This window comes from Streptomyces sp. NBC_01454 (genome assembly GCF_036227565.1).
GTDB lineage: Bacteria > Actinomycetota > Actinomycetes > Streptomycetales > Streptomycetaceae > Streptomyces.
Map to the genome: position 1 here is coordinate 3740276 of NZ_CP109460.1, position 14484 is coordinate 3754759.

Genomic DNA, 14484 nt, shown 5'->3' on the forward strand with positions numbered 1-14484 from the left:
CTTCCTCCAGGACTGCGGATCAGGCGCCTGCGGTGCGGTATCGGCGGAGACTCACCAGGGAGCAGAGGGCGAGGAGCAGGCCCAGTGACACCCCGGCCACCACCCACGGGTGGTCGGCTGGGAAGGTGCCGCCGGCCGTCGCGGGGTTACCCCACAACCGGCGGCAGCAGGCGATCACGGCGCTGACCGGGTTCCACTCCGCGACCGGCCGGATCAGCGACGGGATGTTCTGCGGGGCCAGGAACGCGTTCGACAGGAAGGGCAGCACGATCACCACGAACGGCGTGATCACGCTGATCGTCTCCACGTTGCGCAGGGTCAACGCGAACAGCACGCCCAGCCAGAGCATGGCGTAGACGAACACCGCGATCAGCGCGAAGCCCGCCAGGACCCGCAGCGGCCCGGAGTTCGGGCGCCAGCCGAGCAGCAGCCCGGCGCCGGTGACGACGGTCAGCCCCAGCAGCCCGACCAGGAGGTCGGCCAGGGTGTGCCCGAAGAGCACCGCGGACCGGCTGATCGGCAGCGACCGGAACCGGTCGGTCATCCCGCCCTGGAGGTCCAGCGCCACGGAGACCGCGGTCGGCCCCACACAGGCCAGGGCGACCTGGACCGCGCCGCCGGCGAACACGTACTCCCCGTACGAGCCGCCGGCCGGCAGGCTGATGGAGTCGCGGAACAGGTAGCCGAGCATGACCATGCTGACCAGCGGGCTGAGCGCGACGCCCAGCACCCGGGCGGGCGCCCGCCGCAGGTGCCGCAGCCGGCGCCCGGTCACCGCGGCGACCTCCGTGAGGAGCGCCGCCGCGGGAGCGGGCCGGGGTGCCACCGCCGTCGTCATGACCGCCCGCCTTCGTGCTCGGCGTGCCAGCGGTCCAGTTCGGCGGTGACGGCCGGGCCGATCTCGTTCAGCGGCCCGCGGCTCATCATCTCGTCGTGGGTGCAGGCGACGTGGTGGACGTCCATCGGCCCGTCGAAGACCGGCTTCCACAGCCCGACCTTGTGCGTCCGCTCGCCGTCGGAGAGCGGCGACTCGGAGACGAAGAGCTGCATCCTGCCGTCATAACGACCGGGCGCGTACAGCGACTTGAGCGTCTGGTGGTGGGCCATCAGGTCGACCATCCGGGCCATCCGGCGCTCCCCCATCTCCGCCAACGGGCTGTGGTCGCGGCGCAGGGTCTCGAAGATGTCCTGGACGCTCAGGTCCCGGTCGCCGAACTCGGCGCGGTCGTGGCCGATGCCCTCCAGCAGCCAGGCGAAGAGCGACTGTTCCTCGCGGTCGTCGGGCACCCCGGTGCGCGGATAGGCGTCCAGGACGGACAGCACCCCGACCTCCTCGCCGGCGGCCCGCAGCTGCACCGCCATCTCGTAGGCGATGGTGCCGCCGAACGACCAGCCGAGCAGGTGGTACGGGCCCTCCGGCCGCACCTTCTTGATCATCTGCAGGTAGTCGGCGGCGGCCTCCTCGACGGAGGCGGGCAGCGGCGCGTAGTCCACCACGCAGGGGGCCTGGATGCCGTAGATCGGGTGCTCGGCACCGAGGTGCCGGGCGAGCGGCAGGTAGGGCAGGCTGAACCCGACACCGCCGTGGATGCAGAACACCGGGGGGCGGCTGCCGGTCGGCCTGATGCACAGCATCGCGCTGAACGGGTCGGACAGCTCCAGCTCCGCGGAGGCGCCGAGCGCCCCGGCCATCACCTCCGCACCGCTGTGCGGCTCCGGCGTCCCGGCCGTACCCGCGGTCGCCGCGGTGGTCGCGGGTGCGGAGGCGAGCGGCCCGGGGCGGCAGACCTCGGCGAGGGCGGCCACGTTCTGGTGTACGAAGACATCGGCGACGGTGATCTCCAAACCGGCGTTCCGCGCCCCGCTGACCAGCCTCAGCGACTTCATGCTGTCCATGCCGACGTCGAAGAAGTTTTGCTCGACGCCGAACCGGGGCAGGCCCAGCACCTCGGCGACCACGCCGTGCAGCGCCGCCTCGGTCCCGTCGCGCGGCGCGGTCCCGGGCGCCTCCTTCGCCGCCTCCGGCGCGGGCAGCGCGGCGCGGTCCACCCGGCCATCGGCGGTCAGTGGGAGGGCGTCGAGCGCCACGAAGGCGGACGGCACCAGGTAGGCGGCGAGCGACGTGGCGGCGGACCGGGCGAGTGCGGCGGTGTCCACCGTGGCTCCCTCGCCGGGCACCACATAGGCCACCAGCCGGACGTCGCCCCGGCGGTCCTCGCGGGCCACGACCACCGCCCGCTCCACGGCGGCCTCCCGCGACAGCACGGACTCGATCTCGCCGAGACCGACCCGGTAGCCGCGGATGCGCACCTGGTCGTCCGACCGGCCCACGTACCGCAGGCTGCCGTTCGCATCCCACTTCACCAGGTCACCGGTACGGAACATCCGGGACCCGGCCGGGCCGTAGGGGCAGGCGACGAACCGTTCGGCGGTGGGCGCCGGGCTGCCGGCGTAGCCGCGGGCCAGGCCCGCACCGGCGAGGTAGAGCTCACCGGTCACACCGGGTCCGACCGGCCCCAGCCAGGGGTTGAGCACATACGCCCGGACGTTTGCGATCGGCCGGCCCAGCGGCAGGGTGCCGGTGCCGGTCTCCTGGCCGGGCTCCACGGCCCCGGCGACGGCGCCCACCGTGGCCTCTGTCGGGCCGAACTCGGTCAGCACCCGCACCTGGGGGTGGGCCTTGCGCCACTCGTCCAGCTGGTCGGCCGCCACCGGCTCGTCGGCGAGGACCAGTTCACCGGTCGGCGAGCAGCCGTCGGGCAGCACGTCGAGCACCGCCAGGTGGCTCGGGGTGCCCTTGAAGAACGCGGCGCCCGCCCCGGCCACGGCGTCACCCTCGGCCAGTTCGCCGAGGCGCACCGTGCCGCCCGTGGTCAGCGGCAGGAACAGCCCGGTTATCGAGACGTCGAAGGACAGCGAGGTGGTCAGCAGCGCGTCGCCGGACGCGGAGCGGTAGGTCTCCCGGGCCCAGGCGAGGTAGTTGACCACCGCCCGGTGCTCGACGACCGTGCCCCGGGGGCGGCCGCCCGCGCCGGCGGTGTAGATCACATAGGCCGGGTGCGCGGGGAGCAGCGGGTGCCGCCGGTCCGCCGCGGTCAGCGGATCCGCCGACGTCCCGGTCACCGCGGGCCCGTCGAGCGCCACCGGCGGTGTCCCGGCGGCGAGCATCCGGCGGACCAGACCGGCGGTGGTGACCACCCGCAGCGGCGCGGCCTCGGCGAACATCCGCTTGACCCGCTCGACGGGCTCGTCGGTCTCGACCGGCAGGTAGGCCGCGCCGGACTTGAGCACACCGAGCACGGCGACGACCGCCTCGGGGGACCGGGGCAGGGCGACCGCCACGGTCGTCTCCGGGCCGGCGCCGGCTTCGATCAGGTGGCGGGCCAGCCGGTTCGACCGGGCGTCGAGCTCCGCGTAGCTGAGGGACCCGGACTCGGCGTGGACCGCGGTGGCGTCCGGGGTGCGGGCCGCCTGGGCGGCGAACAGCTCCGGCAGGGTGGCCTCCGGCACCTCACGGGCGGTGGCGTTCCAGGCGCCGAGCACCCGCTCCCGTTCCTCCTCGCCCAGGACGTCCACCCGGCTCAGCCGGATGTCCGGGTCGGCGGCCACCGCCGCCAGCAGCCGGGTGAAGCCCGCCACGACGCGCTCGGCGGCGGCCCGGGTGAACAGGTCGGTGCTGTAGCCGAGCAGACCCCGCATGGAGCCGTCCTCGGGCCACTCCAGCAGCTGCAGGGACAGGTCGACCTTGATCCGGCCGGACGGGACGAACTCGGGGCGCACCGTCAGACCGGGCAGCACCAGCGGCGCGTCCTCGTTGTTCTGCAGCGTCAGCATGACCTGGAACAGCGGGTGCCGGGCCAGCGAGCGGGCCGGGTTGAGGGCGTCGACGATCTGCTCGAACGGCACGTCTTGGTGCGAGTAGGCGGCCAGGTCGGTCTCCCGGACCCGGGCCAGCAGCTCGGTGAACGTCGGGTCGCCCGCGGTGTCGGTGCGCAGCACCAGGGAGTTGACGAAGAAGCCGACCAGGTCACCCAGGGCGTCGTCGGTCCGGCCGGCCACCGAGGTGCCCAGCGGGACGTCGGTGCCCGCGCCGAGCCGGGTGAGCAGGGCCGCGAACGCGGCCTGCAGCACCATGAATTCGGTGACGCCGGCCCGGCGGGCGATCGCCACCAGCGTGGCGTAGAGCCCGGCGTCCAGCCCGAACATCAACTCACCGCCCGCGTTGCCGCTCACCGCCGGCCGCGGGAAGTCGGTCGGCAGGGCCAGCTCCTCGGGCAGCCGGGCCAGCGTTTCCTTCCAGTACGCCAGCTGCCGGGAGACGTGGCTGGTGGCATCGTCCGGGGAGCCGAGCAGCTCCCGCTCCCAGACCGCGTAGTCCGCGTACTGCACCGGGAGCGGTGCCCACTCGGGCGCCCGGCCGGCGCAGCGCGCCCGGTAGGCGGCAGACAGGTCGCCCAGCAGCGGCGCCATCGACCAGCCGTCGAAGGCGATGTGGTGGAGGACCAGCAGCAGGACGTGTTCGTCCTTGCCGAGGGTGAACAGCCGTACCCGCAGCGGCGGTTCGACGGTCAGGTCGAAGCCGAGGTCGTACTCGGCGGCGAGGGCGGCGGCCAGGCCGTCCGCCGGCAGCGACCGGACCTTCAGCGCCGGGCCGCCGGCGGCTGCGTCCAGCACCCGCAGCGCGGGCCGGCCGTCGTGCTCCGGGATCACGGTGCGCAGCACCTGGTGCCGGCCCGCGACGTCGCGCAGTGCCTCCCGCAGGGCGTCGGCATGCAGCCGCCCGGTGAGCCGGAAGGTCATCGGCGAGTTGTAGGTGCCGGTGGCCCTGCCCTCGCGGCGGTTGAGGAACCACAGCCGCTGCTGGGCGAAGGACAGCGGCCGGCCGCGGTCACCGTCCTGGACGCGGGCCGGTACCAGCGCCGGGCGGGCGGCGTCGGCGGAGTCCAGCTGACCGGCCAGGGCGGCCACGGTCCGCGCCTCGAACAGGGCGCGGATCGGCAGCTCGACGCCCAGTGCCGCGCGGGCCCGGCTGACCAGCCGGGTAGCCAGCAGCGAGTGGCCGCCGAGGTCGAAGAAGTCGTCGTCGATGGTGACCCGGTCCAGGCCGAGCACATCGGCGAACAGGCCGCAGAGGATCGCCTCCGCCGGGTTGCGCGGCTCCCGGCCCCGCGGCGCGGTGTGCAGCTCCGGCGCGGGCAGCGCCTTGCGGTCCAGCTTGCCCTGCGGCGTGAGCGGCATGTCGGGGAGCGCCACCACGGCGGCGGGGACCATGTAGTCGGGCAGCGCCCCGGCGAGCTGCTCGCGCAGCCCGTCGGCGACCGCTTCCTTGTCCGTGAGGACCACGTACGCCACCAGCCGGCGGTCGCCGCCCGCTTCCTCGCGCACGTCCACCACGGCCTGGGCGACGCCCTCCTGGGCGAGCAGGGCCGAGGAGATCTCGCCGAGCTCGATGCGGAAGCCGCGTAGCTGGACCTGGTCGTCGGCGCGGCCGACGTAGTCGAGTTCGCCGTCCTCCAGCCACCGCACCAGGTCGCCGGTGCGGTACATCCGCTCGCCCGGTGCGCCGTACGGGTCGGCCACGAACCGCTGGGCGGTCAGCCCGGTGCGGTCCAGGTAGCCGCGGGCGAGGCCGCCCGCCACATACAGCTCCCCGGTCACGCCCACCGCGGCCGGCGCCAGGTCACGGTCGAGGACGTAGACGCGGTGCGCGGAGGTGGGGCGGCCGATCGGCGGCCGGCCGGAGCCGGCCAGCGGGCCGCTGACCGTCGAGCTGACCACGGCCTCGGTCGGGCCGTAGCCGTTGTACAGCCGCACGTGGGAGGCCCAGCGCTCGACGGTCTCGGCGGGCACGGCCTCACCGGCGACCGCCAGGCGCAGGTCGGCCGGGAGCGTGCTGCCCTCGGGGAGGCCGTTGACGACCACCGGCGGCAGGCCGGCCAGGTTGACCCGGGCGTGGTGGATCAGGTCGACCAGCGGCCGGCCCGGGGTGCGGCACTCCTCGTCGGCGATCACCAGCGTGCCGCCGTTGAGCAGCGCCAGCATGATCTCCCAGACCGACGCGTCGAAGCTGAACGAGGCGAACTGCAGCACCCGGGTCTCGCTGTCCAGGCCGAACCGCTCCACCAGGCTCGCGACCATCGCCAGCATGCCGGTGTGCTCCACGACGACGCCCTTGGGGCGCCCGGTGGATCCGGAGGTGTAGATGACGTAGGCGGGGTGGCGGGCGTCCAGCGGGGCGCGGCGCTCGGCGTCGGTGACATCGTCGCCGGAGCACTGCGCCAGTTCCGCGACGGTGCCGGCGGCGTCCACCGCCACCGCGTCCCTCCCGTCGGGCAGCCGGCCCAGGATCTCCTCAGTGGTCAGCAGGGCCACCGGACGGGCGTCGTCCAGCATGTACGCGATCCGGTCCGCGGGGTACGCGGAGTCGACCGGGAGGTAGGCGGCGCCGGCCTTGAGGACCGCGAGCGCGGCCACCACCATCGTGGCCGACCGCGGCAGGGCCACCGCGACCACGTCCTCGGGGCCGACCCCGCGGTCGATCAGCAGCCGGGCGAGCCGGTTGGCGCGGGCATTGAGGTCCCGGTAGGCCAACTCCTCACCGCCGTCCCCGTACACCACGGCGGTGGCGTCGGGGGTCCGGGCGGCGTGCTCCTCGAAGACCTCGGTGGCGGGACGCGAGGCGGCCGGCGCGGTGCTGCCGGCCCAGGCGCCGAGCAGCTGTCGGCGCTCGTCGTCGCCCAGCGCGTCGACCGAGCCCAGCCGTGCGCCGGGGGCGGCGACCAGGGCCCGCAGGACATGGACGAACCGCTGGACGACCGTCTCGACCTGCGGGGCGTCGAACACGTCGGAGCGGTACTGCGCCTCCAGGCGCATCCGCTCGCCGGGGAACACCCCGAGCGCCAGCGGGTATTCGGCGATCACCCGGGCCTGCCACGCCAGCATGGACAGGCCGGGGATGCGCTCGCCGATGCCGTCGAGCACACCGGTGGGGTAGTTGTGGAAGCTCACCACGGTGTCGAAGAGTTCGCCGAGGCCGGCGCCCTGCTGCACCTCGGCCAGCCCCAGGTGCTGGTGCGGTTCCAGCGCGAGCCGGCGCGCCTGCAGGTCGACCAGCATCTCTTCCAGGGTGGTCTGCGGGGTGAGGGTCACCCGCACCGGCAGCGTGTGCATGAACGAGCCGACCATCTGCTCCACGCCCGCCAGCTCGGCGGGGCGCCCGGAGACGACTGCGCCGAAGGTGACGTCGCCGCGGCCGGTCAGCCGGCCGAGGGCCACCGCCCAGGCGCCCTGGGCCACCGTGTTCATGGTCAGGCCGCGGGCGTGGGCCCACGAGGTCAGCGCGGCCGTCAGCTCCTCGGGCAGTTCGACGGTCCAGGTCTCCGGCAGCGTCTCGACGCGGGCGCGGTCGGCGGGGCCGAGCCGGGTGGGCTCGGCCACCCCGGCCAGTTCCTGCCGCCAGGCCGTCCGTGCGGCCTCCTTGTCCTGCTCCCCGGACCACTGCAGGTATCCGCGGACGGAGGCGACCGGCGGCAGCGCGGAGGCGTCCGCGCCGTTGGACCACAGGACGACCAGCTCGTGCGCCAGCACGGCCGACAGGGACCAGCCGTCGACGAGGATGTGGTGCGCGGTCCACACCACCCGGTAGCGGTCCGGGCCCAGCTCGTACACCGTGAAACGGGTCAGCGGCGGCTCGGCCACGTCGAAGCGGCGCAGCCACTCCTGGTCGGTCAGCCGGACGGCCTCGGCCTCCCGCTCGTCCTCCGCGAGCCCGGTCAGGTCGACCTCGGACCAGGGCAGTTCGACGGATCCGGGGATCAGCTGGACGGGGTCGCCGGCGTCACGGTCGCGGAAGCAGGCCCGCAGGGCGTCGTTGCGCTCCAGCAGCGCGGCCACCGCGCGGCGCAGGGCGGCCTTGTCCAGCGGCCCGGCGATGTCCATGAGGACCTGCAGGGTGTAGGCGTCCATCCCGTGCCGGTCGAACTCGGCCTGGAACAGCAGGCCGCGCTGCAGCGGGGACAGCGGCAGGATGTCCGTCAGCCCCTCGACCTCGCGCTCGTAGTCCTCGATCTCGCTCTGGGCCACGGTGACCAGCGGGAATTCGGACGGGGTCCGGCCGCCGGCACCGGGCTTCCGCGCGTGCTCGGCGAGCTGCTCCAGGGCGCGGAACCAGCCCTCGGCGATCTCCCGGACGTCGTCCTCCGCCAGCAGCCCGCCGGCGTACGTCCAGGTGGCCGCGAGCACCGGCCCTCCGGGGCGGTCCTCGGTGACGGAGACGACCTCGACCGGGTAACGCAGCGGGGTGTCCGGGTGTGCGGTCTGGCCGGAGGCGCCGGCCGCCATCTGCCAGGCCTCCCCGGTGCCGACGGTGAACCGGCCCAGGTAGTTGAAGCCGATCTGCGGAACGGCGTGCCGCGCGAGCACCCGGGCGGCCTGCGGGTTCAGGTGCCGCAGCAGGCCGTAGCCGATGCCGTGGCCGGGGACGGCGCGCAACTGCTCCTTGATGCGCTTGAGCGCGGTGCCGAAGCCGGGCCCGGCGTCCCGCAGCTCGTTGCGGTCGAGGTCGCCGAGGTCGCCGAGGTCGCCGAGGTCCAAGGCGACCGGGAAGACGCTGGTGAACCATCCGACGGTGCGGGAGAGGTCGAGCTCGCCGGCGACCGGCTCACGGCCGTGCCCCTCCAGCTCGATCACGGTCCGGGCGGCGGGCGCCCCGCGCCCGCGCCGCCAGTCGGCGACCGCCAGTGCCAGGCCGGTCAGCAGGACCTCGTTCACCTCGGCGTGGAAGACCGCCGGGACGGTGGTGAGCAGCGCGGCGGTCCGCTCGGGCGACAGCTCGATCCGCACCTCGCCGGCGGTGGCGCAGGTGTCCCGGGACGGGTCCAGCAGGCGCGCGCCGAGCGCCGGGGCGTCGCCGGCCACCTGCGCGGTCCAGTGGGCCAGTTCGCCGACCCGCTGCGCGGTGCGGGCCTGTTCCGAGAGCGCCTTGGCCCAGCCGCGGTAGGACGTGGCGACCGGGTCGAGCCGCACCGTGCGGCCGGCGGCCACGTCGCTCCAGGCGGCCTGCAGGTCGGGCAGCAGGATGCGCCAGGACACCCCGTCCACGGCCAGGTGGTGGACGACCAGCAGCAGCCGGCCGGGCCGGTCGGGGCCCGCGTCGAGGAGGACCGCCTGCAGCATCAGCCCGCCCTCGGGGCTCAGCCGGCCGCGGGCGGCGGCCAGCTGTGCGGGCAGCGGGTCGTCGTCGGCCCCGGAGACGTCCACCCGGCTGACGGCGTCCGCGGCGCGCACCGCACCGGCGGGCAGCACCTCCAGGGACCACAGTCCGGGAGCCGGGGCCACCAGCCGCATCCGCAGGGTGTCGTGGGCATCCATCAGCGCCTGCAGGGCCGTGGTGAGCCGCTCGGGGTCGGTCCCGGCGGGCACGGCGACGGTGACGTACTGGGCGAACTCGCGGGTGGGGTCGGGCAGTTCGCCGAGATCCTCGCGCAGCTGGTCGACGATCGGGGTCAGCTCGATCTCGCCGACGCCGTCCTGTGCGGCCACCGGCGTCCGCGCCTCGACCGGCTGGGCGGCCGCCGCGATCGCCGCCGGGGTGCGGTGCAGGAACACGTCACGGGAGGTGATGACCAGACCGGCCCTGCGGGCCCGGCTGACCACCTGGATGGAGCTGATGCTGTCGCCGCCCAGGGCGAAGAAGCTGTCGTCCCGGCCGACCGACGGCAGTCCGAGCACCTCGGCCAGCACCCGCCCGATGGTCTCCTCCGCCGGGCCGCGCAGGGCCTCGGGGACCGAGGAGGCGGCCGAGGACGGGGCCGGGGCCGGGGCCGCGAAGTCGGGGGTGGGCAGGGCCTTGCGGTCGACCTTGCCGTGCGCGGTCAGCGGCAGCCGGTCCAGGGGCACCAGGGCCGCCGGGACCATGTAGCCGGGCAGCACGCGGGCCAGTCCGTCGCGGACCGCCACGGTGTCGGGGCCGTCGTGCTCGGGCACGAAGTAGCCGAGCAGCCGCTTGTGTCCGGCCTGGTCATCGCCCGCGATCACCACCGCGTCCGAGACGCCCGGCAGGGCCCGCAGCGCGGTCTCGATCTCGCCCAGCTCGATCCGGTGGCCGCGGATCTTGACCTGGTGGTCGCGGCGCTCGATGAAGTCCAGCTGCCCGTCGGCGCGCAGCACCACCCGGTCGCCGGTCCGGTACATCCGCGCCCCGCCGCCCACGAACGGATCGGGCACGAAGGTGGTGGCGGTGCGGCGCGGGTCGGCGAGGTAGCCGCGGCCCACCCCGGCGCCACCGATGAAGAGTTCACCGGGCACGCCCTGCGGCACCGGCCGCAGTTCGTCGCCCAGGACGTACAGCAGGGTGTTGCGCAGCGGTCGGCCGATCGGGACGAACACCCCGTCCAGGACGTCGCCGTGGCGGACGTAGGCGTGCGTCACGTCGTCCGAGCACTCGGTGGGCCCGTACATGTTGACCAACGGGATCGCCGGGTAGCCGGCGAACCAGCGGTCGCACAGCTCGGGGGCGAGCGCCTCACCGTTGGAGATCATCCAGCGCAGACCGGGCAACCGTGGGGCGTGGCCGGTGGTGTCCCAGGCGTCGAGGGTGGCGCGCAGCAGGGACGGGACCACCTCCAGCACGGTCAGGCTCTCGTCGCCGATGACGCCGAACAGGGCGTCCGGGTCGGCCGCGGTCTCCCGGCTCACCACCCGGACGCGCCCGCCGACCAGCAGGGTGGTCAGCGTCTGCCACACCGTGATGTCGAAGGTGACCGGGGCGTTGTGCACCAGGCTGTCCGCGCGGGTGAGGGAGAGCTCTTCGACCTTGGCCAGCAGGTGGTTGATCATCCCGCCGCGCTGCACCATCGCGCCCTTGGGCTTGCCCGTGGACCCGGAGGTGAAGATGACGTACGCCAGGTCCGCGGGCCCGCCGACGACCGGGGCCACGGCGTCCGGTGCGTCCTCGGCGCCGTCCAGGACCAGCAGGTCGATCTCCCGTCCGGCCTCGCCGGCCAACCGCCCGGCCAGCTCCCGGTTGGCGGGGTCGGCCACCAGGCAGGTCGCGCCGCTGTCGGCCAGCAACGCGGTCAGCCGGGCGTGCGGCGAGCGCGCGTCGAGGGGCAGGAAGGCGCGTCCGGCGCCCAGCACGCCCAGCTCGGTGACGACGAAGTCCCGCCCGGGCTCGGCCAGTACGGCCACCAGACCGGTCCCGCCGAGCCGCCGGGAGAGCGCGCTGGCGCGGCCGGTGAGCTGGGCGTAGGTGAGGCTGCCGGTGTCGTCGGTCACCGCGACGGCGGTGGGCCGTTCGGCGGCCCGGGCGCGTACCCGCTCGACGACGCCGAGGTAGGGCTCGCGCCGCTCCGGGCCGGTGAGCACCCGGGTGAGCCGCTCGTCCTCGCCGGGCGCCAGCAGCTCCAGTGCGCCCAGCCGGTCGTCGGCGCCGGCGGTCACGAAGCGGCCGAGGTAGCCGATGAACCGCGCCAGGTGCCCGCGGACCTCGTCGCGGTCGTAGCGGCTCTCGTTGGCGCTGAGGTCGACGCCGACGCCGGCCGCGCCCTTGTCCGCGACGGTGAACTCCAGGTCGTCCACCAGCCCGGTCGACGGGCTGTACAGGACCGCCTCGCAGGGCCCGATGGCCAGCTTCTCGATCTGCGGCATCATGTTGAGGAACGGGCCGAACGGGCGCCGGTCGTCGCTGCCGAGCCGCATCTCGCGCCGCACCTTGCTGACCCGGTAGCGCTGGTGCTTGAGCGCCCCGGTGACCTCCTTGTGCGCGGCGGCCAGCAGCGCGCCCCGGGTCGTGCCGGGGCTGATCCGCATCCGCAGCGGCAGGTAGTTCACGACCATGCCGGGGATGTTCTGCATGGTGGCGCCGACCCGAGCGGTGACCGGCAGCGACAGCAGCACGTCCGTGGCGCCGGTCATCCGCTGGGTATACGCGCCGAGCGCGGCGACCAGCACGGTCTGCCAGGTCACCCTGGCGTCCCAGGCCACCGCCCGCAGCCGCTCGGCGAGTTCCTCGGAAAGGACGGTCTCCTCGCGCAGGAACGACTGGGCCGGTTCGGCGTCCCGGCGGGCCAGGGTCACCAGCTCGGGGGCGTCGGTGAAGTGCTCCGCCCAGTACGCCTTGTCCCGCTCGTGGCGCGGGGAGCCGGCGTAGGCCGCCTCGGCCTCGATCAGCGTGGTCAGCGGCGCGAACCGGCCCTCGTCGAGGGAGGTGCCGGCCGTCATCGCCTCGTAGATCGCGGAGAGCCGCTGCCAGTAGATGACGTAGCTGAAGCCGTCGGAGACCAGGTGGTGGTTGAGGAGGCAGAAGAACGTGCGGTCCTCGGCGAGCGTGAACACACTCAGCCGGAACAGCGGCACCTCACCGCCCACCGTGAACGGCACCCGCAGATCGGCACGGATGGCCTCGCGGGCCGCCGCCACCGGGTCGGCGGCGGCGGAGACGTCGGTGACGGTCAGCGGCAGCCGGTCGAGTTCCTCGACGACCTGCCGGGGCTCCCCGTCCACCTCGAAGAAGCGGACCCGCAGGCACTCCGACTCCTCGGCGAGCCGGGCCAGCGCGGCCGCGAACCGTTCCTGGTCCAGCGGACCCTTGATGTCCCAGTAGATCGCGGTGTTGTACGTGGCACCGCCGCCGGTGAGCTTTTCGTCGAACCAGATGTCGTTCTGGCCAGCGGTGAGCGGCAAGCCGGCCGTCGGCACACGCGTCATTGCAATCCCCTCGGAAAGGTTCATCAGGTCCGTGCCGCCGTAGCCGACGTCACCCCACGGGCGCGGTGCGGCGTCCGGAGGCACGGAGGGCGGCTGTGGTCCGGGCGGGTGGCATCCGTGCCACCCCGTCCCGAGCCACGCACGCGTACTGCCCCTCGCCGGCTGTCCGGGGCGGCAGGGGGCAGCGTCGTCTTCGATGGTGTCCGAGTGCGCTGACAGCGCACTGACCGAGAACTGACGGTCCGCGCGGGCGGCCGGTCAGCCGCAGCCGCCCGCGTGCCCGTCGTCGGCCGACCGGCCGATGCCGATCGCGCCGGCGACGGCGGCGGGCGGCGCGGACCCCGCCGGCTCCTTGTCGCGCAGGTGCGCCACGAAGGCGTCGAGGCGGTCCAGTCCCCAGTACCGGGTGAAGCCCCGCACGAAGAACGGCACCCCGAAGACGCCGTCCTTGCAGACGTCCATCAGGATGTCCACACCCTGGGCACGCAGGTCCTGGTCGTCCTTGGCATGGGAGATGATCTCGGGGTCGAGGCCCAGTGCGCGGCCGATGTCCGCGATCGTCTCCGGGTCGCAGACGTTGCGGCCCTCGCCAAATCTGGCCCGGTAGACCGCGGCGATGTAGTCGTGGCCCCGGCCCTCCCGCGCGGCCACCAGGTAGCCCAGGTGCGGGACCTCCCAGACCGGGTCCTTGTCCACCGGCCAATTGACCGTGATGCCACGGGACTTGGTGATCCGGCCGATGTCCTGGAGTACGTACATGTTCTTCGCCCGGGACATCTCCGAGTACGGGAACGTGCCGCCGCGCTCCTGGAGCAGCCGGGCGCTGACCTCGTCCGGCTCGAAGAACGGCAGCCACTGCAGCCGGTCGACCAGCTCGGGATGGCGTGCCATCAGGTCCCCGTAAGCCAGCCAGGAGTACGGGCTGCGCAGGGAGAAGTAGAACCGCGGTGTCTTGTTCTTGGGCATGCTGCTACCCCACATCCGATTTCTGGGTACGACGGGGCGGGCCGCGCGGGGGCCCGCGCCCGGTTCAGACGACCAGGCCGCCGTCGACGCCGAAGACTTGTCCGGTGATGTACGAGGCGCGGTCGGAGACCAGGAACGACACCAGGTCGGCCACCTCCTGGGGGCGGCCGAGGCGGCCGAGCGGGATCCGCTCGGTCATCGTCCGGGTGTGCTCCTCCGCGAGCCCGGAGAGCATGTCGGTGTCGATGAAGCCGGGCGCGACGGCGTTGGCCCGCACGCCGTAGCGGCCGGACTCCTTGGCCAGCGCCTTGGTGAACCCGATGATCCCGGCCTTGGACGCGGAGTAGTTGGTCTGCGTCGCGTTGCCGTACACGCCCGCGACGGAGGACATCGTCACCACGGTCCCGGCCCGGCGCTTCATCATCGAGAAGACCGCTGCCTTGCACAGGTGGTAGGTGCCGTCCAGGTTGGTGCGCAGCACCGCGTCCCAGTCCTCCTCGGACAACATCACCAGCGGGTTGTCCCGGACGATGCCGGCGCAGGAGACCACCGCGTGCAGTGGGCCGAGCGCCTTTTCGGTGGCCTTGACGAAGCCGCGTACCGCGGTGGCGTCGGCGACGTCGGTGCGGGCGGTGAACACCGCCGCGCCCTCCTGTTCGGCCTCCTTCGCCACGGACTGCGCGGCGTCCTCGTCGGACCGGTAGCACAAGGCGACGTCGAAACCGTCCCGCGCGAGCCGGGTGACCACGTGCCGTCCGATGCCCCGGGAGCCCCCGGTGACCAGCGCGACCCTGCGGGCAGTTGTCTCCACGT

4 protein-coding genes are annotated in these 14484 nt (G+C 74.0%); all 4 read right to left on the minus strand.

Annotated elements, in window-relative coordinates:
- Positions 1–19: 19 nt before the first annotated feature.
- The 4 genes from OIU81_RS16420 to fabG all read right to left on the minus strand — a co-directional run bounded on the left by OIU81_RS16420 (position 20) and on the right by fabG (position 14482).
- A complete protein-coding gene (locus tag OIU81_RS16420; RefSeq protein ID WP_329148539.1) occupies positions 20–838 on the minus strand; it encodes an ABC transporter permease in 819 nt (272 codons plus the stop codon).
- Positions 835–12705 carry a non-ribosomal peptide synthetase gene (locus OIU81_RS16425; protein ID WP_329148541.1) on the minus strand — a complete coding sequence of 3957 codons (11871 nt, stop codon included), beginning with the start codon at positions 12703–12705 and terminating at the stop codon, positions 835–837. Before OIU81_RS16425 ends, OIU81_RS16420 begins: the two co-directional genes overlap by 4 nt.
- A 258-nt stretch (positions 12706–12963) precedes the next feature.
- Positions 12964–13671 carry a 2-hydroxychromene-2-carboxylate isomerase gene (locus OIU81_RS16430; protein WP_329148543.1) on the minus strand — a complete coding sequence of 236 codons (708 nt, stop codon included), beginning with the start codon at positions 13669–13671 and terminating at the stop codon, positions 12964–12966.
- Between the two features lie 64 nt (positions 13672–13735).
- A complete protein-coding gene (gene fabG, locus OIU81_RS16435) occupies positions 13736–14482 on the minus strand; it encodes a 3-oxoacyl-[acyl-carrier-protein] reductase (protein WP_329148545.1) in 747 nt (248 codons plus the stop codon).
- Between the last annotated feature and the right edge of the window lie 2 nt (positions 14483–14484).

Bases quoted from the DNA above. Each gene is read 5' to 3' on its own strand.
- OIU81_RS16420 (WP_329148539.1), bottom strand. From the start codon at position 838: ATGACGACGGCGGTGGCACCCCGGCCCGCTCCCGCGGCGGCGCTCCTC.
- OIU81_RS16425 (WP_329148541.1), bottom strand. From the start codon at position 12,705: ATGACGCGTGTGCCGACGGCCGGCTTGCCGCTCACCGCTGGCCAGAAC.
- OIU81_RS16430 (WP_329148543.1), bottom strand. From the start codon at position 13,671: ATGCCCAAGAACAAGACACCGCGGTTCTACTTCTCCCTGCGCAGCCCG.